This is a genomic window from Anaerobacillus sp. 63XJN7_4_ISO-PGPR-S23-413, from assembly GCF_056173725.1.
Window position 1 is genome coordinate 577,090 of the sequence record NZ_CM149688.1, and the last position, 21,702, is coordinate 598,791.

Consider the following 21,702-nt stretch of genomic DNA (forward strand, 5'->3'; position numbering starts at 1 on the left):
ATTTGTTCATGAGTGTGTTTACTAAATTTCAATATAAAAAAAGGAGTGTATACATATGACAACGACTCAAATGGATTCACTTGCTGTTAACACGATTCGTACGCTTGCAATCGATGCGGTTGAGAAAGCGAACTCGGGACACCCTGGGATGCCGATGGGTGCTGCACCAATGGCTTATACGCTATGGAGCCAATTTTTAAATCACAATCCTTCTAATCCAGAATGGTTTAACCGTGATCGCTTTGTTCTATCTGCAGGACATGGTTCTGCTCTTCTATACAGCATGCTACATTTATTTGGTTATGATGTTTCAATGGAAGACTTAAAATCATTCCGTCAATGGGGAAGCAATACACCAGGACACCCGGAATTTGGTGAGACACCTGGAGTTGACGCAACGACTGGTCCACTTGGACAGGGACTTGCTATGGCAACTGGTATGGCGATGGCTGAGCGTCACTTAGCAGCAACATATAACCGTGACGACTTCAATGTTGTGGATCATTACACATATAGCATCTGTGGTGATGGTGACTTAATGGAAGGTGTATCTTCAGAATCAGCTTCTCTAGCTGCTCACTTGAAATTAGGTCGTCTTATAGTAATGTATGATTCTAATGATATTTCTCTTGATGGTGATCTTGATCAGTCCTTCTCAGAGAACGTACAACAGCGTTATGAAGCATATGGCTGGCAAGTTATCCGTGTTGAAGATGGTAATGACATGGATACAATTGCAGACGCTCTTAAACAAGCGAAAAGCAATACTGAGCAACCAACACTAATTGAAGTGAAAACTACAATTGGTTATGGTTCACCAAACAAAGGCGGCAAAAATACTTCTCACGGTGCTCCTCTTGGTAAAGATGAAATTGCACTTGTAAAAGAGAACTATAAGTGGACGTTTGACGAAGACTTCTTTATTCCTGAAGAAGTGAAAGGTCAGTTTGCTGAACTTAAAGAAGCTGGCAGTAAGAAAGAACAGGAATGGAATGAATTGTTTGCACGCTATGAAGAACAATATCCTGAGCTTGCGAAGCAATTAACTGCTGCTCTAAATAATGAACTTCCTGAAGGATGGGATAGTGAAGTTCCTACTTATGAAAGAGGAACAAGTACAGCATCTCGTGCGGCATCTGGTGAAGTTCTAAACGCACTTGCTAAAAACAATGCGCAAATCTTCGGTGGATCAGCTGACCTTGCATCTTCTAACAAAACAATGTTAAAAGATGAGCAGGACTTTTCACCAGCGGATTATAGCGGACGCAACATCTGGTTCGGAGTACGTGAATTCGGCATGGCTGCGGCGATGAACGGAATCGCGCTTCATAAAGGTCTTCGCATCTTTGGAGCAACGTTCTTCGTATTCTCTGACTATCTTCGCCCTGCACTTCGTCTATCTGCATTGATGGGAGTACCGGTAACATACGTATTCACTCATGATAGCGTAGCGGTAGGAGAAGATGGTCCAACTCACGAACCTGTTGAGCAACTAGCTTCACTTCGAGCAATGCCAGGTCTTTCAGTTATTCGTCCTGCAGACGGTAACGAAACGGCTGCTGCTTGGAAGCTATCCGTTGAAGAAACAAATCACCCAACTGCTCTAGTGCTTTCTCGTCAGAATCTTCCAGTTGTGACAGATTCACATGATCAAGCATACGAAGGTGTTAAGCGTGGAGCTTACGTTGTAGCTGGTGGAGAAGACGCTGAAGCGATTCTTCTTGCATCTGGTTCTGAAGTAGGTCTAGCTGTTGAAGCTCAAGAACTATTAGCAAAAGAAGGTATTTCTGCATCAGTTGTCAGCATGCCAAGCTGGGATCGCTTTGATAAGCAGTCTGCTGATTATAAGCAAAGTGTACTACCTGACAATGTAACAGCACGTCTTGGTATCGAGATGGGCGTATCATTTGGCTGGGATAAGTATGTTGGCCAAAAAGGTGATATCCTTGCAATTGATCGCTTTGGAGCTTCTGCACCTGGCGATACGGTAATCAAAGAGTTTGGGTTCACGCCTGAAAATGTTGTAACTAAAGTTAAGACAATGCTCTCTAAATAATACAATAGGTTTTAGTTGAGAGTGAGAGGCTTTCAGAAGGCGAAAATGGTCTTTCTGAAAGCCTTTTTCTTACCAAAAGATAACCAATTTTGAATACACAGGTGTTGCTATGGAAAAGGATAAACTTACAAAGGTAGTAGAGGCCGCACGCTTATACTACCAATTAGACTATAGTCAACAGGAAATCGCTAAGAGACTTGAGGTTTCAAGGCCAACTGTTTCCCGTTTATTAAAGCAAGCGAAAAGAGAAGGAATTGTTGAAATCAAGATTCATGATCCTTCACAGGATGTGCATTTGCTTGCTACCGATCTTGCAGAAGCTTATGGACTTTTAGATGCCAGAGTCGCAATTGTTCCAGAATTTGAAGATCAACTTGTAAAAAAACATATCGGTAAAATTGCAGCTGATTATTTAAATGCAACTATTCAAGATAATGATTTAATAGGAGTTTCCTGGGGAACAACTCTGAATGAAATCGGTAAGAATCTTCGTCATCAATTACTTAAAAACGTTTCAGTTGTACAATTAAACGGAGGAATTAGCTATTCCGAAACTAACACATACGCTTACGAAGTCATTCAAATGATTGGTCGTGCCTTTCATGCTACAAGTCACTTCTTGCCTGTTCCGGCTATTGTAGATCACCTTCTTGTAAAGCAAACAATGGAAGAGGATAGGCACATTCGGCGTGTGCTTGATATGGGCCGAAATGCGAATATCGCTCTTTATAGTGTTGGAATTCCAACAAATGACTCTGTTATTGTTCAAGCTGATTATGTGTCAGAACAAGAGCTTGAAGCGATTCATTCAAAATCTGTAGGAGAAATTTGTTCACGCTTCTTTGATGAAAAGGGAATGCTTATTCATGAGGAGTTAAATGAACGAACAATCGGAATTGATCTTGAAGATCTTTCAAGGAAAGAGAAAGCAATATTAGCTGCAGGCGGTCCGAAGAAAGTTGAAGCGATTTACGGGGCGTTGCAAGGTGGCTACGCAAATGTTTTGGTAACGGATCATTATACGGCTCGTGCCTTATTAGAGAAAAAACAGGGGAGGTAAAAAGCATGAAAATCACTGTTTTAGGACCATGGGGGGGATACCCTAAGGCTGGAGAAGCGAGTGCAGGATATCTCATTCAGAGTGAAGGGTACAACCTGTTAATTGACTGTGGAAGCGGAGTTCTATCTCAACTCCAACATCATCTATCTGTAGAAGAGCTTGATAGTGTAATCATTAGTCATTATCATCCGGACCACATTGCAGATACAGGGGTTCTTTACCATGGTCGCTTAATTCAATCAAAAATCAAATCTGAGCTTCCTGTGTTGCCAATCTATGGTCATCCATATGATGAGGCTGGATTTAATAGCTTGGATCATAAGCCTTATACAGAAGCAAGGGAATATAGAGAAGAAGATACTTTGGAACTTGGTCCTTTCTCTATTGCTTTTCAAAAAACAAAGCACCCGGTTATTTGTTACGCAATAAGGATAACAGATGGAGAGCATAGCATGGTGTTTACTGCAGATTCTAGCTATATGAAAGAATTTGAAACGTTCTCTGCTGGAGCTGACTTACTCATTTCAGAATGTAATCTATACAGTGATATGGATGGCTCTCAGATGGGGCACATGAATAGTACGGATGCTGCTAAAATTGCAAAAGAAGCGGATGTATCTACACTGATGCTGACACACCTTCCGCACTTTGGTGATTTATCAGAACTTGAGAAGGATGCTAAACAACATTTTGATGGTGAAGTGATGCTTGCATCTACGGGGCTCGTGTGGAATTCCGAGAAATAGTTATAATGAAAAACCAGAACGATGTTACCGTTCTGGTTTTTTTAATGTGAGGTATGCAGCGGGCAGGGTCTCGATCGCTTCAGCGCTTGTCGAGGCTAAACGGGCGCTTCCGCTTTTCGTGATCTAGCTGCGCGGGCCAAATCCTCCGGCTGTTTCGCCCAATCGAATGAGACAAAAAGCGTCTCATTCGATTGGGCTCCAACATCCTGCGGATTTAAGCAGGCCCGTTCCGCTTTTCATGATCTAGCTGCAGTGGGCAGACACTCGGTCACTTCACCTTTTCATTCGAACACAAAGAGCGTGTTCAAGTTATAGGGCTCCAGTGCCTGCCGTGTCTAAACGGAGGCTTCCGCTTTTCTTTATTCCCCTAATGTTGAGTCTAGTTTTCCGTTCATGTCCATTAGGAAGCCGATTTCTCGGCCGAGTAGTCTGGCTAGTTCTTTGGATTTTTTTTCGCCTTCGGATTTGATTTGTTCGATGGTTAGGCTTGAGTTTAGGTTTGATGCCCCTACGATGACGGGGATTTCACCTTTTTCGTAATAAACGATTTTCATATTGCTCCTCCTCATAGTACGTTTGTTTACAATATTCGTAGAGCGAGAGCGGGGAAAGGGTAGTGTAGGTGGGGTTTTTCGTTCTTTTGTCAGGGGGTCATAAGTATCAGGTTTTGATTCCTTACTGATATTTCATTAGAATAGAAGAAGAATAAACAGGAGGTAAGGCTATGCTTTATATAGATAATGAAAACATCATGGATGCGGGGCTTAATCTGGCAATAGAGGAATACATTTTGAAGGAGCTTGATCCTGAGGAAACGTACTTGTTGTTTTACTCGATGAATCCGACAGTGATTGTAGGAAAAAACCAGAATACGATTGAGCAGATTGATACGAGTTATATACGCGAAAATAACGTGGATGTGATCCGTCGTCTTTCTGGTGGTGGAGCCGTCTATAACGATCAAGGTAATTTAAGCTTTAGTATTATTACAAAGGATGATGGAAACAGCTTTCATAACTATAAGAAATTTACGGATCCGGTTGTGAGGGCTCTTGGTAAGCTCGGTGTCGACGCAGAGCTAAGTGGACGAAATGATTTGCTCGTGAATGGCAAGAAAATTTCAGGCAATGCTCAGTTTTCGACAAAAGGTAGAATGTATAGTCATGGTACGCTTATGTTTAATGTCAACTTAGAGAATGTCGTAAAAGCACTTAAAGTAAACAAAGAAAAAATCGAGTCGAAAGGGATTAAATCAATTCGAAGTCGTGTTACGAATATTAGTGAGCATATGGATCAGGAGATGACGCGAGAAGAGTTTAAACAAACGCTACTTCAGTATATTTTCGAAGAGAAAGAGGAGATCCCATCTTATAAACTGAAGGAAAAGGATTGGGAGGCGATTCACAAAATTGCTGAAGAGCGCTATAAAAACTGGGATTGGAATTATGGTCGTTCACCGAAGTTTAATGTTCAGCATTCCAAACGCTTTCCGATTGGTTCGATTGATGTTCGACTTGAAGTTAAAAAAGGATACATCGAACAGGCTACCATTTTTGGAGATTTCTTTGGTGTTGGTGATGTAAAAGAACTTGAAAACAAATTAGTTGGTGTTCGTTATGAACCTGGTTCATTGGAAGAAGCACTTCAAAATTTAGATGTTTCTCATTATTTTGGGAAAATAACAAAAGAAGAGTTTATCGATCTTCTTTATTAAATGAAAGAAGCTGGGAGGCCAGCTTCTTAATTTTTTTATTTCATGTGAGATTGGCTTTCTAACTAGCTTACTAAAACGAGGGAGAATTGCTTTTTAACACGATTATCACTAAAAAATACTTTTGCTGTTTTGATTTAAATTATGAACTTTGCTCTGTTCCCCTTGCTACTGAAATTTTCTTCCAATATAATATATTTAGAAAATTAAAAATGAATGATTACTCATTCACATAGGAGGAGAGCGAATGAATTTATCTCAGCAATTAACAGAGACAGCTGCCACTTATCCTGAGAAACAGGCATACATTTATCAAGATAATGCTGTATCTTACAAAGAGTTTGAGCATAAGGTTTCTATGTTTGCTGCGAATTTATGGGCAGAAGGAGTAAAGAAAGACGATCATATAGCCCTTATTTTAGGAAACTCGCCGGAATTTCTAATTAGTTATTACGGTGCATTAAGAGCGGGTGCAGTCATCATTCCAATCAATCCTATCTATACCCCTGATGAAATCGGCTATCTCCTTCATAATGGAGATGTGAAAGCAATCGTGACGTTAGAGCAGGCACTACCTCTCGTTGAAAAAATGGCCGACCAACTTTATGGTGTAGGTCTTGTTGTTTATACAGGAGAGGGAACAGAAAGTAGAATGATTTCAAACATCAAATTGAAAACGTTTACAAATATGATTGAAGATCAAGGTAGGTCACTACCGGAAATAACCATTAATGAAGATGATCTTGCTGTTATTCTTTATACATCCGGTACTACCGGAAAACCAAAAGGTGCAATGCTTACCCATAGGAATATATTTAGCAATGCATCAGATACAGGATCATATCTCCAAATCTCCTCACAGGATGTGGTGATTACAGCCCTTCCGATGTTTCATGTATTCTGCATGACTGTTTCAATGAATGCACCGCTTATATCAGGCGGAACCATTGTCATCCTTCCTAAGTTCAGTCCTCAAGAAGTTTTTCGTGTTGCTGAGAAATACAAAGCAACAATTTTCGCAGGTGTACCAACAATGTATAATTTCCTCTATCAATATCCTGAAGGCCGTGCTGAATATTTTCAACATATGCGTATTTGTATTTCTGGTGGGTCTTCCTTGCCTGTCGCCCTTCTTCACCGTTTTGAAGAAAAGTTTAATGTCCGCATTTCTGAGGGATATGGGTTATCAGAAGCGGCTCCCGTTACGTGCTTCAATCCATTAGACCGACCTAGGAAAGCTGGTTCAATTGGTCGTAACATTACTAATGTCGAAAACAAAGTAGTTGATGAACTTGGGCAAGAGCTTTCGGTAGGGATGGTTGGTGAACTGGCAGTTAAGGGACCTAATGTGATGAAGGGGTATTATAAAATGCCGGAGGATACAGCCGTTACCCTTAAAGAAGGTTGGCTCTTTACAGGCGATTTAGCAAGAATGGATGAAGAGGGATACTTCTATATAGTGGATCGCAAAAAAGATATGGTAATCGTCGGAGGTTATAACGTTTATCCAAGAGAAGTAGAGGAGGTTCTTTACAAGCACCCAGAAATTGTAGAGGCTGCAGTTGTCGGGATACCTGATCCGAATTTTGGGGAAGCAGTGCAGGCTTTTGTTGTAACGAAGCAAAAGATTTCAGAAGAAGAAGTTATGAGCTTTTGCAAAGAACATTTAGCGAAATATAAGTGTCCCACGACAATCGAATTCATTGAAGAACTTCCGAAAAATACGACTGGGAAAATTCTGAGAAAAGCTCTTAGAAAACAAATGAACGTCTAAACCAAAAAGCTGATCCTAGTGGGATCAGCTTTTTATTATGAATAATCAGAAAACGATTGATATTTGTATGACAATAAAATATAATGACGTTAAATAAACGTTATATAGGTGGTGTGTGGAATAGTGGTAACTTCAGAACATCAAATGGCTCAGTTTATGGATCGTATTGATAATGGAGAAAAGATTGAAGCGGATGATTGGATGCCAGATGATTATCGAGAAGCCTTGATTAGGTTAATTTCAATGCATGGAATTAGTGAAATCATGGGGGCGTTACCAGAGAAAGAATGGGTTCCTAAAGCCCCTACCCTTTATAGAAAGCTTGCGATTATGGCTAAAGTACAGGATGAAATGGGGCATGGACAGTTACTGCTCCGTGTAGCTGAGGATTTAATGGAACCACTAGGAAAAGGTCGCGATGACATTATGCAGGACCTTTTTTCTGGAAGGTTGAAATTTCATAATGTTTTTCATATGGAGGCACCGACTTGGGGAGATGCTGGAGTGATTGCTTGGTTAGTAGATGGAGCGGCAATTATTTCGCAAACGATGATGTTAGGAACTTCTTATGGACCGTATGGCCGTGCTCTGAAACGCATCTGTGCGGAAGAGGTGTTTCATGCTCAGCATGGGGAAAGCATCATTATGGCTCTAGCGGAAGGAACAAAGGAGCAGCGTACCTTATTACAAGATTCTATTAATAATTGGTGGCCATCTCTGCTCATGTTTTTTGGACCGAAATCAAAAGCGGATACTGGTCATACGAATCAGGATAAGAATATGCGCTATAAGCTCCGAACGAAAACAAATGAACAGCTGAGACAGGAATTTCTTACGAAGTATGTTCCAAGAGTTTGGGCCTTGGGCTTAACCATACCAGATGAGACGTTAACGTATGATGAAGCAACTGCTGAATGGACGTATCAGCAGCCGGATTGGCAAGAATTTAAGCAAATTGTTAGTGGAAATGGACCTAAATCGAAAGAGCGATTAGCACTTCGCGTTCGTTCATATGAGATGAATAGCTGGGTAAGAGATGCACTCGGTTCAAGCGTAAAAACGAATTTAGTGAGGTGATAGGGTGTGAGTGAAGAAAATAATCAGTTTTATGAAGTTTATGAGGTTTTTAGTAAGAAGTCGGATACCGCATCACTACAGCATCAGTTTAGTCTTCTGGCACCTAATCGTGAGCTCGCTTTTATTATGGCGAAAGAAAATTTTTTTAGGAGAGAGCAGGTAGCTGATATTTGGGTAGTGAAACGTGATCATATTAAACGGATGAGTCAAGAGGAACGAGAGGCAATGAAGCATCTGGAGAAGAATTATCGTGAGACTAAGGGATACGGATATTTAAGGAAAAAGTGGCGTCAGTATGAGCAAGAACAGCTCACTGAAAAAGACATTATGGGAGGAGGCGAGGGGTAATGAAATCTGAGGAATATCAACAATGCTTAATTGAACTAATCTATCAATTAGCAGATGATGACTTTATTCTAGCTTATCGAGGTTCAGAATGGCTCGGCCTCGCTCCTCATATCGAAGAAGATGTGGCGTTTGCATCGATTAGCCAGGATTTAATGGGGCATGCAGCACTTTATTATTCATTGTTAGAAGAGCTTGGTGAAGGCGAGACTGATGTTTTAACACATCAACGATCAAATGAGCATTTTCGTAATTCTGTGCTTGTGGAGTTACCGAATGGAACGGGGACCTATTTAGAAAATCCATCGTATGATTGGGCTTTTACTGTTGTCCGAAATTACTTTTATACTCTCGCAAAAAAAATCCGGCTTGATTCTATTAAACAAGAATCCTATGAGCCTCTTCAACACATTGTTCAAAAAATCTCTATTGAAATGAGCTACCATATGATGCACTGGGAAGTGTGGTATGAACAGCTAATGAATAGCACTTCTGAAGCGAGAATCAGAATGGAGAAGGCGATCAGCATCGTACTTGAAGATCTAAGTGGCGTTTTTTCATATGGTCGTTTAGGAGATCAAATGGTGCGCCTCTCGCTTATTGAAGGCGAGGAAATTCTTAAGCAACGTTTTATCGAATACTTAAATAAAAAAGAGTCTACTTTTACAATGGGCATGAAGCAAGGAGATGGACGAAACGGGATTCATACAACGCATTTAATGACAGCATTGCTTACTCTTTCAGAAGTCTATCAATCTGTGCCTGCAGCTGAGTGGTAAGGAGGGGGGACAACATAGAATGTTTCTTAAAGAAAGAGTCATGGAGGTTCTTGAAACTGTAAAGGATCCTGAAATTCCAGTTGTAAGCGTTGTTGATCTTGGGATAATACACGAAGTTCACACCTCCAATCACCGAGTGACAATTGAAGCCATGCCGACATTCTCTGGCTGCCCTGCCCTAGATATGATCAAAAGGAATATTGAGTTGGCTGTAGAAAGTATTCCTGAAGTGGATTTTGTAACTGTCACTTTCATTCGGTATCCGATCTGGACAACGGACCTTGTTTCTACAAAAGGAAGAGAAGCGTTGAAAAAGTTTGGCATTGCTCCCCCAGAAGAACACGATGGGAAGGAATGGAGAGTACCCTGTCCTTATTGTGAATCAGTTTATACAACGATGGACAATATTTTTGGGCCAGCTGCTTGTCGAAGTATATTGTATTGCAGGTCGTGTAAGAATCCATTTGAAGCGATGAAGCCTGTGTCGATTTAATTAAAATGAGAGAGGTTGATGAAGAATGGTCAAATTAATCGCATTGTACAAACAACCGGAAAATGCTCAAAAGTTCGATGAACACTACTTTAATACACATGCTCCGATTACATCAAAAATTCCCGGTCTTAAAAAAATGGAAGTAACTAAAATAGTTGGTTCACCAATGGGGAAAAGTGACTACTATCTTATGTGTGAAATGTATTATGAAGATCACGAAGCGATGAAAGCTGGCATGAAGTCGCAAGAAGGAAAAGCCTCAGGGAAAGATTTGATGGGGTTTGCGGGAGATCTTGTCACACTAATGGTTGGCGAAGAAGTTGGAGAGACAGCAGATACAAAGTAGAAGAGGCGGTGTTAATAAGATGTTCGAAACGATTGAGTATGAAGTGAAAGATCGTGTGAGTTGGATTCGTCTAAATCGACCGAATAAATTGAATGCGTTTACATCTTTGATGAACAAAGAAGTAGCGAAAGCGGTCAATCAAGCAACAAACGATCAAGAGGTTCGCTGCATTGTTATTACAGGTAATGGAAGAGCTTTCTGTTCTGGTCAAGATTTAAGTAGCGTTGAAGAAGGTGTGGATCACGCGGAAATGCTCAGATCTACTTATAACCCAATGGTGAAAGAAATAACGTCATCAAGTAAGCCGGTGATCGCTGCTGTGAATGGAGTAGCGGCGGGTGCTGGAATGAGTCTTGCTCTAGCGTGTGATTTTCGGTTAGCTCATGAGCGTGCAAGCTTTATTGAGGCTTTTGTTCATGTTGGGCTTGTTCCTGATTCTGGGAGCACTTACTTTCTACCGCGATTACTTGGTCATGCGAAAGCACTGGAGCTTGCTATGCTTGGAGAGAAAGTAAGTGCTGCAGATGCCAAAGAGCTTGGTCTTGTGACAGACATGTTCTCAAATGAGTATTGGGAGCAAGGAATGAATCAGTTTGCCAATCGCTTAGCTAGTCTTCCTCCTAAAGCGGTGCAGCACATTAAGCAAAACTTTCAAAGAAGTTGGGAAAGTAATCTTGATGAAGTACTTGAGATGGAAGCTGTGACTCAAGGAGAAGCCGGAAAAACGAACGATCATCTTGAAGGCATTCAAGCTTTTACCGAGAAACGTAAACCAGTTTTTCACGGCAGTTAAGTTATGAGAGAAAAAAGCAGGAAAATGGGGGTAAATCAAGAATAGATGCTATAGAGTGAAAGTAGCCGTGGTGGTTGATTGCGCAATCAGCTCCCCCGGCTCTTTCCTATGCTTACAAACATAGAGGAGGTTTTTTTAATGGCTGTCGTTACATATGAAATGAAAAACCATGTGGCATACGTAATGTTAAATCGTCCAGATGTATTAAACTGTTTTAATTATGAAACACTCTCAGTTCTTCAAGGCATTGTTGATGATATTTACTCGGATCGAGAGGTGCGAGCCGTTATTTTTATGGGAGCTGGTGAAAGGGCTTTCAGTGCAGGGGCGGACTTAAAAGAAAGGCGAACACTTTCTGAGAGTGAGGTGCGGCGAAATGTGAAGAAGATTCGTGAGGTTTTCTCCTCTGTTGAATCGCTTCCCCAGCCAACGATCGCTGCGCTGAATGGTTTTGCTTTTGGGGGAGGGTTTGAGCTCGCTCTTGCATGTGATTTTCGATTTGCCGTCGAAGGAACAAAAATGGGCTTAACTGAAACGAGTCTTGGCATCATACCTGGTGCGGGAGGAACGCAACGGTTACCTCGTTTGATTGGAACAGCGAAAGCAATGGAATTAGTTTTAACTGCTCGCAAACTATCATCTGTAGAAGCCTACGACTACGGAATTTTAAACGGTGTTACGACTCGTGAGAATTTACTAGGTACGTGTGAAGAGCTAGCGAGAGAGATCTGTCAAAATGCTCCTATTGCGGTACAGCAGGCGAAATTTTCCGTTCGTGAAGGTATGAATGTAGACCGTCATACTGGTATGGCTATTGAATCTAAAGCATATGAAGTAACGATTCCAACAGAGGATCGTCTCGAAGCGTTAGATGCTTTTGCAGAGAAAAGAAAACCAGTGTTTAAAGGAAAGTAAAAGTTGCTTTGGACCAATGGCTCTGGTAGTATAACATCATATTTAAGCGACGTATTCATAACGGAATGAAGTTATGACGAGCGGGGGTATGATGATGAGTGAAGGTTTAAATACAAGATCAATGATTTTTACACTGTATGGAGAATATATCAGACATTATGGAAATGAAATTTGGATCGGAAGCCTGATTCGTCTTTTGAAAGAGTTTGGTCATAACGATCAATCTGTTCGAGCGGCCATTTCAAGAATGAGTAAACAAGGTTGGGTGGAATCCAGGAAAGAAGGTAACAAAAGTTTTTATTACTTAACAGACCGCGGTGTTAGAAGGATGGATGAGGCTGCGCGAAGAATATTTAAGCTTCAACCTTCAGAGTGGGACGGAAGATGGCGAATGTTGCTTTATAACATTCCTGAAGAGAAACGTCATATTCGCGATGAGCTGCGTAAAGAGTTAGTGTGGAGCGGTTTTGGAAGTTCTTCTGCTAGTTTATGGCTATCTCCCAACCATCTTGAAGAACAGGTGAATTTGCTAATTGAGCAGTATGATATTCGTGATTATATCCATTTCTTCATAGCCGATTACAAAGGACCGCACGAGAGCATGGCTCTTGTAGAGGAATGCTGGGATTTGAATGAAATTAGTAATAAATATCGTGAATTCATCCAAATGTATAGTGAGCGCTATGTGATTGATCGAAGTAAAATTGAAAAAGGTAAGATGAGTGATGGGGAATGCTTTGTTGAACGGGCAAAGCTGGTTCATGAATATAGAAAATTTCTCTTCGTTGATCCAGGACTTCCCTCAGAACTATTACCTGAAGAGTGGCCGGGTGAGCATGCGGCTACGTTATTTAGTGACTATTACAGAACACTTGCCCAGCCGGCTTCTCGCTTCTTTGAAGAAATCTTTAAAGAAGGAAATGAGTTAACAAACAAAGATAACGGTTATGATGCATTACAGCATCCTCTCTTAACGGATCGCCTATAAAAAGAAGGAACGGAGGATTAACCTCCAGTTCCTTCTTTTTTTCTATTCTTTTATTTCGCACGAGCTTTCTTTAAATTCTTTCCCTTTTGTTTTATAAGTTTCAATGGTTAGCTTAATCAGTTCTCTATCTTTATCTGTTAGTTCACGAATTACTTTACCTGGTGAGCCAAGCACCATGCTGTTTGGCGGGATTTTTTTACCTGATGGAATGAGTGTATGTGCCCCAATTAAAGAACCTTCTCCAATATCAGCTCCATCAAGAATGATCGCCCCCATCCCGACTAGAGCACCTTTTCGAATGGTGCAACCATGAAGAATGGCGTTATGACCAACTGATACCTCATCCTCAAGAACGAGAGGATACCCTTCAAATAGATGACAGGTGCAATTGTCCTGAATGTTGCATCCTTTCCCGATACTAATCGGTGCTTCATCACCTCTTAAAACAGCGTTAAACCAAACTGTAGAGTCCTCTCCGATTGAGACATCTCCGATGATTTTTGCGCCGGGTGCGACAAAAACATTTGGAGCGAGAGTAGGTGCTATACGATTATACGAAAATAACATAGTTGCTCTCCCTTCTTTTTTAGCTTGCAAACTATTTTTTCATTGTTTCAAAATAGAAGTTTCATATTAAGCAGGAATTATGTTGATCTTCTTTGAATGTTATTAATAAGTATAACACGAATGTTTTGTTTCGTATCATTATCGTTATATGAATGAAAGGAGGGATATAAATGAAAAGAGTCTGTCAGCTATTTTCCATTCGTTATCCAATTATACAGGGGGGAATGGGGAATATTTCGAGTCCGATTCTTGCATCGGCGGTATCTGAAGCAGGAGGACTAGGAACGATTGGAACTGGAACGCTTAGTCTTGAAGAAGTGGAGAGCCTCCTTCTTGATATGAAACAGCGAACAGCTAAACCATTTGCTCTCAACATACCAATTACTGTTACAACAGATTTAAAGGGGATGTGTGAACTTGCAGTAAAACATGCTGTTCCTATTGTTTCTCTTTCCGCAGGAAATCCTGCACCTTATGTTCCCTTTCTTAAAGAGTGCGGTATAAAAGTTATTTGTGTAACAGCTAGTGTCAAACAAGCGAAAAAAGCAGAAGAATCCGGTGCAGATTTAATCGTAGGAGAAGGGTATGAAGCAGCTGGAATTAATTCTCCACTAGAGATTACTACGATGACCCTGATTCCTCAGCTCGTCGCAAGTGTGCAAATACCAGTTATTGCAGCAGGTGGGATTGGAGATGCTAGAGGGTTTGCTGCAGCCTTAGCTCTTGGGGCAGAAGGAGTACAGATGGGTACACGATTAATTGCGACAGAAGAATCGCCATATCATGAGCGATATCTAACAAAGCTTCTAGAAGCTAACGATACTGAAACAGTTATCGTTGGGAGATCTGTTGGAAAAGTGAGAAGGGTTTTGAGAACTGAATACGCAGATCAGTTATTAAAAGCTGAATTAAGTGGAGTAAAGCCTGAAGACTTTGCGGCGATGACTGATGAAGAGAAACATCGGATAGGAGCAGTAGAAGGACGACTTGGAGATGGATTTATTAATGGAGGACAAATAAGTGGGATAGTCAAATCTATTCCTTCTGTCCAGAAACTATTTGAAGACATGGTTGAAGGAGCATTACTAATTTATAAAAATAAACTGGAAGAGTTTGAGAAAATATCTATGAAGAAGTAGTCATATATCAAGTGTTATTTTTAAAATATATTAAATAATTCAAATTGTTTGAATACTCGTTGACAAGCTAGAATAGCAAGTGTACCATAACGATACGATATCCCGGTTTAGTCAAGAATTTTCAGTGGATAAAGAATATAACAACAATAAGTTTAGAAAACTTATTTGGGGGAGGACAGGCGTTAGAGATCCTGGAAAAAATGGTTAGGTATTTCTCTAGTTAGTGTGATGGCTCTTACGGGTTGCGGAACGAACAATTCCTCATCAAACACGGATTCTAGTAGTGGAGAAGCAGAGGATAAGGAGTCTTATACAATTGGCGTGACTCAAATTGTTGAACATCCTTCTCTAGATGCTGCTTATGAAGGATTTAAAATGGCGCTTGAAGAGAATGGATTTAAAGAAGGCGAGAACATTTCCTACGATGTTCAAAATGCGCAGAACGATATGAACAATAGCAATACGATTGCACAAAATCTAGTTGGAGATGAAGTGGACCTAATCTTTGCTAATTCAACACCAAGTGCACAATCTGCATTAAATGCGACCTCAGATATTCCAATTCTTTTCACATCCGTGACTGATCCAGTCGGTGCAAAGCTTGTTGAAGATTTTGATAAGCCAGGAGAGAACATTACGGGAACGACTGATACACATCCAGAAGCCATTCCGAAAACAATTGAATTTATAGCAAGTGAATTTGACGCAAAAAATGTAGGACTCATCTACAATGCTGGTGAACAAAATTCTGTTGCGCAAGTGGACATTGTAAAAGAAGCGATGGAAGGTACAGATATGAAGGCTGTTGAGAAAAGTGTCTCTACTTCAGCTGAAGTTAAACAGGCTGCAGAAGCACTTGTTGGTAAGGTGGACGTGATCTACATTGTAACTGACAATACTGTCGTATCAGCACTTGAGTCGGTAATCAGCGTAGCGAATGATAAAGATATTCCGATGTTCGCAGGAGAATTCGATTCTGTTAGCCGAGGAGCATTTGCAGCATATGGCTTTGATTATAAAGATATTGGATATGAAGCTGGCCTGATGGCTGCGAAAATTTTGAAGGGGGAAGAGACGACGGCAGATATCCCCGTTCAATACCCTCAGAATTTAAAACTTAAAATGAATCAAACAGCGGCAGAAGAAATGGGCATCGAAGTGAAGACAGAATGGGAAGAGATGGGGGAATATATCGAGTAGATCATTAGGTTCGAAAAAGAGAGAGCTTCTTTTTCGAACCTATTTTTATCAGATGGACTATGAACGTGCTTTCAAATGATAGGGAAGAGGAGGGCGCTTAAGATGGGCTCAGCAATGTTTGGGGCAATAGAATCTGGCATTATATATGCCATTATGGCACTTGGAGTGTATTTATCATTTCGAATTCTTGATTTTCCAGACTTAACTGTTGATGGAAGTTTCGTAACAGGGGCAGCCATTGCTGCTATTCTGATTGTAAACGGGACTAATCCCTTTTTTGCTACGCTTGTAGCCATTGGAGCAGGTTTCTTAGCGGGTTGTGTGACGGGTCTTCTACATACTAAGGGGAAGATTAATCCTCTTCTTGCGGGAATCTTAATGATGATTGCTCTTTACTCAATCAATTTAAGAATAATGGGGAGATCGAACGTTCCGCTCTTAAATGAAGAATCCATTTTCACAAAGATAGAAAGTTTTTTTGAGACATCGGGACTTGATTCGGTTTTAAATAATATGGCATCAGGTATTGGCTTAGGAAATCTCACTTCAACATGGGCTATATTAATAAGCATGCTTGTTGTTACGACAGTGATTAAAATTTTGACTGATCTTTTCTTACGTACTCAAATTGGTCTTGCCCTCAGAGCGACAGGTGACAATAAACGAATGATTCGGAGTTTCTCAGCAAATACGGATAGGCTAACGATTATTGGACTTGGACTTTCAAATGCACTTGTTGCGTTAGCAGGAGCGTTAATTGCTCAGTATAGTTCATTTGCAGATGTGGGTATGGGAATCGGAATGATCATTATTGGTCTTGCGTCGGTTATTATTGGGGAGGCTATCTTTGGAACAAGGACGATAGCTGTGACCACATTCGCAGTTATAGGTGGCGCAATTGTCTATCGTATTGTTGTGAGTCTTGCCCTCCGAGTGGATTTTCTTGAAACAGGTGACATGAAATTAATTACGGCAATTATCGTTATTGCTGCACTTGTTCTTCCACAATTAATTGATGGTCAGAAAGAGCGAAACCGTAAAAAGCGAAAACGCCTCCAGCAAGAAGTGAAATTGAAAGAAATGAAGGGGGGGGACGAAGGGTATGCTTCAACTAAATCAAATTCACAAAGTATTTAACGAAGGGACTCTGGATGAAAAAGTAGCGTTAGAAGACATTAACCTAACCCTTAAAACCGGCGATTTTGTAACCGTTATTGGAAGTAACGGGGCTGGTAAATCGACTTTAATGAATATGGTATCTGGCGTCTTAACACCTGACGTTGGGGACATATTCATTGATGAAAAAAAGATTACAAGTTTACCAGAATATAAGCGGTCAAAATTGATCGGGCGCGTTTTTCAGGATCCGATGGCTGGAACAGCGCCATCGATGACGATACAAGAAAATTTAGCATTAGCTTATAATCGAAATCGGAGACGAACGTTAATGAAGGGCGTGACGAAGAAACTGAAAACAACTTTTCAGGAAGCGCTCGAAACACTTCACCTCGGCCTTGAAGATCGCTTATCCGCAAAAGTTGGTTTGCTTTCAGGAGGAGAAAGACAAGCGCTCTCCTTATTAATGGCGACCTTTACAGAACCAAAAATGCTTTTATTAGATGAACATACTGCAGCACTTGACCCAGCAAGAGCAGCCCTAATCACTAAACTAACCGGAGAAATTGTGGAGCGAACGAACTTAACGACACTCATGGTTACTCATAATATGCAACAAGCCTTAGATTTAGGGAACCGTTTAATTATGATGGATAGCGGTAAAATTATCTTAGAAGTAGAAGGAGAGGATAAACAGAACTTAACGATTGAAGCGTTACTTCATGAATTCCAGCGAATAAAAGGGGCCAAAATGACAAATGATCGCGCCCTGTTAGGATAGTGAAGTTAGATAATAAGAGTAAGAGCCCCCACTTAGCGAAATATGAAGTGGGGGATTTGTTCCTATAATAGCTCTTCAATTGACTCATAATCTTGAAGTTCACTTAATTGTTTTGATTTTTTTGACAATTTATTGACGGTTAATATACGCAATGTTATTATATCGTTAAATAAACGTCATATATTATAGTGTGATGTTAAAGGGGTGAAGCAGGTGAAGAGTGGTATTACGATCGGCCAAAGTGCTCTTATTCAAATAGAGGTAACCCCTGACATGTATGCAAAATTTGAAGGAAAAGTAGTCCACAAGGCATATTCAACTGTTTCGATGGTTTACCATATGGAATGGGCAGCAAGACAGCTTATTCTTCCTTTTCTTGAAGAAGAAGAGGAAGGCATTGGTGGGGGGATTGAAGTAAAACATCTAGGGCCAGCTTGCGAAGGACAAATGGTCGAGATCTTTGCCGTTATCATTTCGCTAACACACAAATCTGTCATTAGTCGAGTAGACGTGAAAAGAGGATCAGAACTTATCGGGACAGGGAAAGTGATTCAGTTCATTCTTCCTAAGAACGTTATCGATGAAAAATTAGCAAGCACTAAAATGTAAGCGATTTCATAAAGGGGTGATAATCGTGTTTGATCGAATCATAGAGCATGAACAGTTACTTTTTTGTAATGATGTCGATACAGGTCTAAAAGCCATCATTGCCATACATAACACAACACTTGGTCCGGCGCTTGGAGGCTGTAGAATGAGACCTTATGAAACGGTCGATGATGCGATAGAAGATGTGTTAAGGCTGTCAAAAGGGATGACATATAAATGCGCTGCAGCAGATGTTGACTTTGGTGGTGGAAAAGCAGTCATCATCGGGGATCCGCTAAGAGATCGAACTCCAGAGCTTTTTCGCGCATTTGGCCAGTTTGTCGAATCGTTGAACGGGCGGTTTTACACTGGTACAGATATGGGAACGACTCCTGATAATTTCGTTCATTCATTAAGAGAAAGCAGCTGCATTGTCGGTGTTCCGGAAGAGTATGGCGGAAGTGGAGATTCGTCTGTTCCAACCGCTAACGGTGTGGTCTATGGAATACAGGCTACAAACAAAACTGTGTTTGGTTCAGAAGAGCTAGGAGGGCGCACTTACGCTATTCAAGGGCTTGGGAAAGTTGGGTATAAAGTAGCTGAACTGCTTCTAGAGCAAGGTGCAGATTTAATTGTTTCAGATATTAATCAGCATGCGATTGACCGTTTGATTCAAAGAGCTATTGACCTAAACCGTGGAGTGAAGGTTGTTTCTGGAGACGAAATCTATGAAGCGAATGCTGATGTATTTGTTCCTTGCGCCCTTGGAGGAATAATTAATGACCAAACGATTCATAAGCTTAAAGTACGGGCAGTTGTTGGATCTGCTAACAATCAGCTTTTAACAAATGAGCATGGTGATTTGTTAAATGAACGCGGCATACTTTATGCTCCTGATTATATAGTAAATAGCGGCGGTTTGATTCAAGTATCTGATGAGCTTTATACGCCAAATCCAAAACGAGTATTGCAAAAAACCAAAGCCATTTATGACACCTTGCTATCTATTTTTGAGCAAGCAGAGACGCATTCTTTTTCTACGATAAAAGCAGCGAATCTTTTTTGCGAAAAGCGTTTGGAAAGTAGGAAACGAAGAAATAGTTTTTTTGCACATAAGAAACCTGGAAAATGGACAGTTCGCTCTTAAAATAGAATGAAAGGTGGATGTCAATGGATCTAGCTGAGCAGTTTCCGTTGAGACAACTCGTTAATGGGGAAGGTAGGCAATTGGAAGAAAGTGAATATGTCACAGTAGAGAACGCCAGGCGCTTTTATGAGCAAATGACGTTCTCACGCATGTTTGACCGAAAAGCAGTCAATCTTCAGCGTCAGGGACGAATTGGTACGTATGCTCCATTCGAGGGTCAGGAAGCTTCTCAAATCGGAAGTGCGCTTGCTTTAGAAGATGGAGACTGGATGTTTCCAACGTATCGCGATCATGCTGCAACAGCTGCTTTCGGACATTCCCTCGTTAATATTTTTCTATATTGGAAAGGTTGTATTGAGGGGTGTGCCCCACCAAAGGGTAAACATATTTTTCCGCCATCTGTACCTATCGCATCGCAAATTCTTCATGCTACAGGTACAGCGTGGGCGGAGAGGAAAAAAGGAAGCGATCGAGTTTCTATAGTGTATTTCGGTGACGGGGCAACATCTGAAGGGGATTTTCATGAAGGGCTAAACTTTGCAAGTGTGTTTCAAATCCCAGTTGTATTCTTTAACCAAAACAACGGGTATGCGATCAGCGTTCCTCTTGAAAGACAAATGAACTCTAAGACGATAGCTCAGAAATCACTTGGTTATGATATGCCAGGCGTACGAGTGGACGGCAATGATGTCTTTGCTGTTTATAGTGAAACATTGAAAGCCGTAGAGCGAGCGAGGAAGGGCGAAGGGCCAACGTTAATTGAGGCCGTTACGTGGCGCTATGGGGCACACACGACGACAGATGAGCCTTCGAAATATCGCGATCAGGGGGAAAGTGAACGGAGAAGACAGGTGGAAGATCCAATTAAGAGAGTGGAGGAATATCTTAAAGCTCGAAATGCTTGGGAATCTGATTGGGTGGAACAGCTCAAGAACGAAGCAGAAGATCGATTAAATACTGCTGTCTCGGAAATGGAAAAGACAAAGAAATCAGATGAAGCTCTTATGTTTGATCATGTGTTCGGCACTAGCGTTTGGCCAGTACAGGAACAAAAAGAGCGCTTTTTTCACAAGGAGAGTGAAAAATGAGTATAGCGGTGAATATGAAAAAGCTAACGATGGTGCAGGCCATTACGGAAGCTTTAAAGGTGATGCTTGAAGAAGATGAGTCCGTTCTTGTACTAGGGGAAGATGTTGGGAGAAATGGCGGTGTTTTCAGAGCCACAGATGGGCTTTATGAACTTTTTGGTGATGACAGAATCATAGACACGCCGCTTGCAGAGTCAGGCTTAATAGGAACTTCGATAGGACTTGCGATGAATGGTTTTATACCAGTTGTGGAGATTCAGTTTCTTGGCTTTATTTATCCAGGATTTAATCAAATTATGACACATGCGACGAGAATTCGAACGAGAACACAAAGTCGTTATACAGTACCACTGACGATTCGAGTGCCTTATGGAGCCGGTGTAAGAGCACCAGAAATTCATAGCGATAGTACAGAAGCGCTATTTGCTCACATACCAGGGTTGAAAGTTGTCGTGCCATCAACGCCACATGACGCAAAAGGGCTCCTTATTAGCAGTATAAAAGATCCTGATCCAGTCCTGTTTCTTGAGCCTATGAGGATGTATCGCACAGGCAAAGGTGATGTACCGACGGGAAGTTATACGATACCACTAGGCAAAGGGTACAGACGGCGTAATGGTAGTGATGTTTCTCTTTTTGCTTGGGGAGCTATGATGAAAGTGGCTGAGCAAGCTGCTGAAAAAGCAGCTTCCAATGGGATTGAGTGTGATGTGATTGACCTCAGGTGTCTCTATCCTCTTGATAAAGAATTGATCTCTGATTCAGTCCAAAAGACTGGGAGAGCGGTTATCATTCATGAAGCTGCATCATCTGGAGGAGTAGGAAGTGAAGTTATCTCAATCATTAACGATACTTCGTTTCTCTATATGAAGTCACCGATAAAAAAAGTAACGGGCTACGATGCGCCAGTGCCGTTATTTACGCTTGAAGATGATTATCTACCTGATGCTAGTAAAGTTCTGCAGGCGATTGAAGAAACAGTTCGCTTCTAAA

The 21,702-nt window shown here is 41.0% G+C and carries 23 protein-coding genes; 21 read left to right on the top strand and 2 right to left on the bottom strand.

Annotation, left to right across the window (positions count from 1 at the left end; all coding sequences use genetic code 11):
* Nucleotides 1-55 precede the first annotated feature (55 nt).
* From tkt to AC0VYO_RS03200, 3 genes are all read left to right on the top strand, one after another.
* On the top strand, nucleotides 56-2,056 hold the full coding sequence (gene tkt, locus AC0VYO_RS03190; RefSeq protein WP_430246876.1) for a transketolase: 2,001 nt from the start codon (nucleotides 56-58) through the stop codon (nucleotides 2,054-2,056).
* Nucleotides 2,057-2,165: 109 nt separating this feature from the next.
* Nucleotides 2,166-3,116: a sugar-binding transcriptional regulator gene (locus AC0VYO_RS03195; RefSeq protein ID WP_430246875.1), complete on the top strand. Its 951-nt coding sequence runs from the start codon at nucleotides 2,166-2,168 to the stop codon at nucleotides 3,114-3,116.
* A 5-nt stretch (nucleotides 3,117-3,121) separates the two neighbouring features.
* On the top strand, nucleotides 3,122-3,862 hold the full coding sequence (locus AC0VYO_RS03200; RefSeq protein WP_475368383.1) for an MBL fold metallo-hydrolase: 741 nt from the start codon (nucleotides 3,122-3,124) through the stop codon (nucleotides 3,860-3,862).
* A 359-nt stretch (nucleotides 3,863-4,221) separates the two neighbouring features.
* On the opposite strand, the gene AC0VYO_RS03205 is transcribed toward AC0VYO_RS03200, so the two are convergent.
* Complete coding sequence (locus AC0VYO_RS03205) at nucleotides 4,222-4,416, bottom strand: hypothetical protein (protein ID WP_048313175.1); 195 nt, start codon at nucleotides 4,414-4,416, stop codon at nucleotides 4,222-4,224.
* A gap of 170 nt (nucleotides 4,417-4,586) precedes the next feature.
* Between AC0VYO_RS03205 and AC0VYO_RS03210 the strand changes: the two genes are divergently transcribed.
* The 10 genes from AC0VYO_RS03210 (at nucleotide 4,587) to paaX (ending at nucleotide 13,083) form a co-directional block, all read left to right on the top strand.
* The gene (locus tag AC0VYO_RS03210; protein ID WP_475368384.1) at nucleotides 4,587-5,576 is read left to right on the top strand and encodes a lipoate--protein ligase; all 990 of its coding nucleotides are present in this window, start codon (nucleotides 4,587-4,589) and stop codon (nucleotides 5,574-5,576) included.
* 244 nt (nucleotides 5,577-5,820) lie between these two features.
* Nucleotides 5,821-7,347 carry a fatty acid--CoA ligase family protein gene (locus tag AC0VYO_RS03215; RefSeq protein ID WP_430246871.1) on the top strand — a complete coding sequence of 509 codons (1,527 nt, stop codon included), beginning with the start codon at nucleotides 5,821-5,823 and terminating at the stop codon, nucleotides 7,345-7,347.
* A 144-nt stretch (nucleotides 7,348-7,491) separates the two neighbouring features.
* On the top strand, nucleotides 7,492-8,424 hold the full coding sequence (gene paaA / locus AC0VYO_RS03220) for a 1,2-phenylacetyl-CoA epoxidase subunit PaaA (protein ID WP_475367448.1): 933 nt from the start codon (nucleotides 7,492-7,494) through the stop codon (nucleotides 8,422-8,424).
* A gap of 6 nt (nucleotides 8,425-8,430) precedes the next feature.
* Entirely contained in the window at nucleotides 8,431-8,772 is a 342-nt protein-coding gene (gene paaB / locus AC0VYO_RS03225; RefSeq protein WP_430246869.1) for a 1,2-phenylacetyl-CoA epoxidase subunit PaaB, read from the top strand.
* On the top strand, nucleotides 8,772-9,548 hold the full coding sequence (gene paaC, locus AC0VYO_RS03230) for a 1,2-phenylacetyl-CoA epoxidase subunit PaaC (RefSeq protein WP_430246867.1): 777 nt from the start codon (nucleotides 8,772-8,774) through the stop codon (nucleotides 9,546-9,548). The genes paaB and paaC overlap by 1 nt, the downstream gene beginning before the upstream one ends.
* 19 nt (nucleotides 9,549-9,567) lie before the next feature.
* Entirely contained in the window at nucleotides 9,568-10,041 is a 474-nt protein-coding gene (gene paaD / locus AC0VYO_RS03235) for a 1,2-phenylacetyl-CoA epoxidase subunit PaaD (protein ID WP_194220244.1), read from the top strand.
* 25 nt (nucleotides 10,042-10,066) lie between these two features.
* Complete coding sequence (locus AC0VYO_RS03240) at nucleotides 10,067-10,387, top strand: EthD family reductase (protein WP_194220243.1); 321 nt, start codon at nucleotides 10,067-10,069, stop codon at nucleotides 10,385-10,387.
* A 19-nt stretch (nucleotides 10,388-10,406) separates the two neighbouring features.
* Nucleotides 10,407-11,180: an enoyl-CoA hydratase/isomerase family protein gene (locus AC0VYO_RS03245; protein WP_430246864.1), complete on the top strand. Its 774-nt coding sequence runs from the start codon at nucleotides 10,407-10,409 to the stop codon at nucleotides 11,178-11,180.
* Nucleotides 11,181-11,318: 138 nt separating this feature from the next.
* Nucleotides 11,319-12,095 carry an enoyl-CoA hydratase-related protein gene (locus AC0VYO_RS03250; RefSeq protein WP_430246862.1) on the top strand — a complete coding sequence of 259 codons (777 nt, stop codon included), beginning with the start codon at nucleotides 11,319-11,321 and terminating at the stop codon, nucleotides 12,093-12,095.
* A 94-nt stretch (nucleotides 12,096-12,189) separates the two neighbouring features.
* Nucleotides 12,190-13,083: a phenylacetic acid degradation operon negative regulatory protein PaaX gene (gene paaX / locus AC0VYO_RS03255; protein WP_475366536.1), complete on the top strand. Its 894-nt coding sequence runs from the start codon at nucleotides 12,190-12,192 to the stop codon at nucleotides 13,081-13,083.
* A gap of 42 nt (nucleotides 13,084-13,125) precedes the next feature.
* On the opposite strand, the gene AC0VYO_RS03260 is transcribed toward paaX, so the two are convergent.
* Entirely contained in the window at nucleotides 13,126-13,650 is a 525-nt protein-coding gene (locus AC0VYO_RS03260) for a gamma carbonic anhydrase family protein (protein WP_430246858.1), read from the bottom strand.
* 170 nt (nucleotides 13,651-13,820) lie between these two features.
* Here AC0VYO_RS03260 and AC0VYO_RS03265 point away from each other — a divergent pair, with 170 nt between their 5' ends.
* The 8 genes from AC0VYO_RS03265 to AC0VYO_RS03300 all read left to right on the top strand — a co-directional run bounded on the left by AC0VYO_RS03265 (nucleotide 13,821) and on the right by AC0VYO_RS03300 (nucleotide 21,701).
* Nucleotides 13,821-14,789 carry an NAD(P)H-dependent flavin oxidoreductase gene (locus AC0VYO_RS03265; RefSeq protein WP_194220239.1) on the top strand — a complete coding sequence of 323 codons (969 nt, stop codon included), beginning with the start codon at nucleotides 13,821-13,823 and terminating at the stop codon, nucleotides 14,787-14,789.
* Between the two features lie 228 nt (nucleotides 14,790-15,017).
* Entirely contained in the window at nucleotides 15,018-15,989 is a 972-nt protein-coding gene (locus tag AC0VYO_RS03270) for an ABC transporter substrate-binding protein (RefSeq protein WP_475367449.1), read from the top strand.
* A gap of 102 nt (nucleotides 15,990-16,091) precedes the next feature.
* On the top strand, nucleotides 16,092-17,126 hold the full coding sequence (locus AC0VYO_RS03275; protein WP_475368385.1) for an ABC transporter permease: 1,035 nt from the start codon (nucleotides 16,092-16,094) through the stop codon (nucleotides 17,124-17,126).
* A complete protein-coding gene (locus AC0VYO_RS03280; protein ID WP_194220237.1) occupies nucleotides 17,092-17,886 on the top strand; it encodes an ABC transporter ATP-binding protein in 795 nt (264 codons plus the stop codon). Before AC0VYO_RS03275 ends, AC0VYO_RS03280 begins: the two co-directional genes overlap by 35 nt.
* 213 nt (nucleotides 17,887-18,099) lie before the next feature.
* Complete coding sequence (locus tag AC0VYO_RS03285) at nucleotides 18,100-18,495, top strand: thioesterase family protein (RefSeq protein WP_475368386.1); 396 nt, start codon at nucleotides 18,100-18,102, stop codon at nucleotides 18,493-18,495.
* Nucleotides 18,496-18,514: 19 nt separating this feature from the next.
* Entirely contained in the window at nucleotides 18,515-19,621 is a 1,107-nt protein-coding gene (locus AC0VYO_RS03290; protein WP_194220260.1) for a Glu/Leu/Phe/Val dehydrogenase, read from the top strand.
* Nucleotides 19,622-19,644: 23 nt separating this feature from the next.
* Nucleotides 19,645-20,709: a pyruvate dehydrogenase (acetyl-transferring) E1 component subunit alpha gene (gene pdhA / locus AC0VYO_RS03295; protein ID WP_475368387.1), complete on the top strand. Its 1,065-nt coding sequence runs from the start codon at nucleotides 19,645-19,647 to the stop codon at nucleotides 20,707-20,709.
* Complete coding sequence (locus AC0VYO_RS03300) at nucleotides 20,706-21,701, top strand: alpha-ketoacid dehydrogenase subunit beta (protein WP_475366541.1); 996 nt, start codon at nucleotides 20,706-20,708, stop codon at nucleotides 21,699-21,701. Before pdhA ends, AC0VYO_RS03300 begins: the two co-directional genes overlap by 4 nt.
* The last annotated feature ends 1 nt before the right edge of the window (nucleotide 21,702 follow it).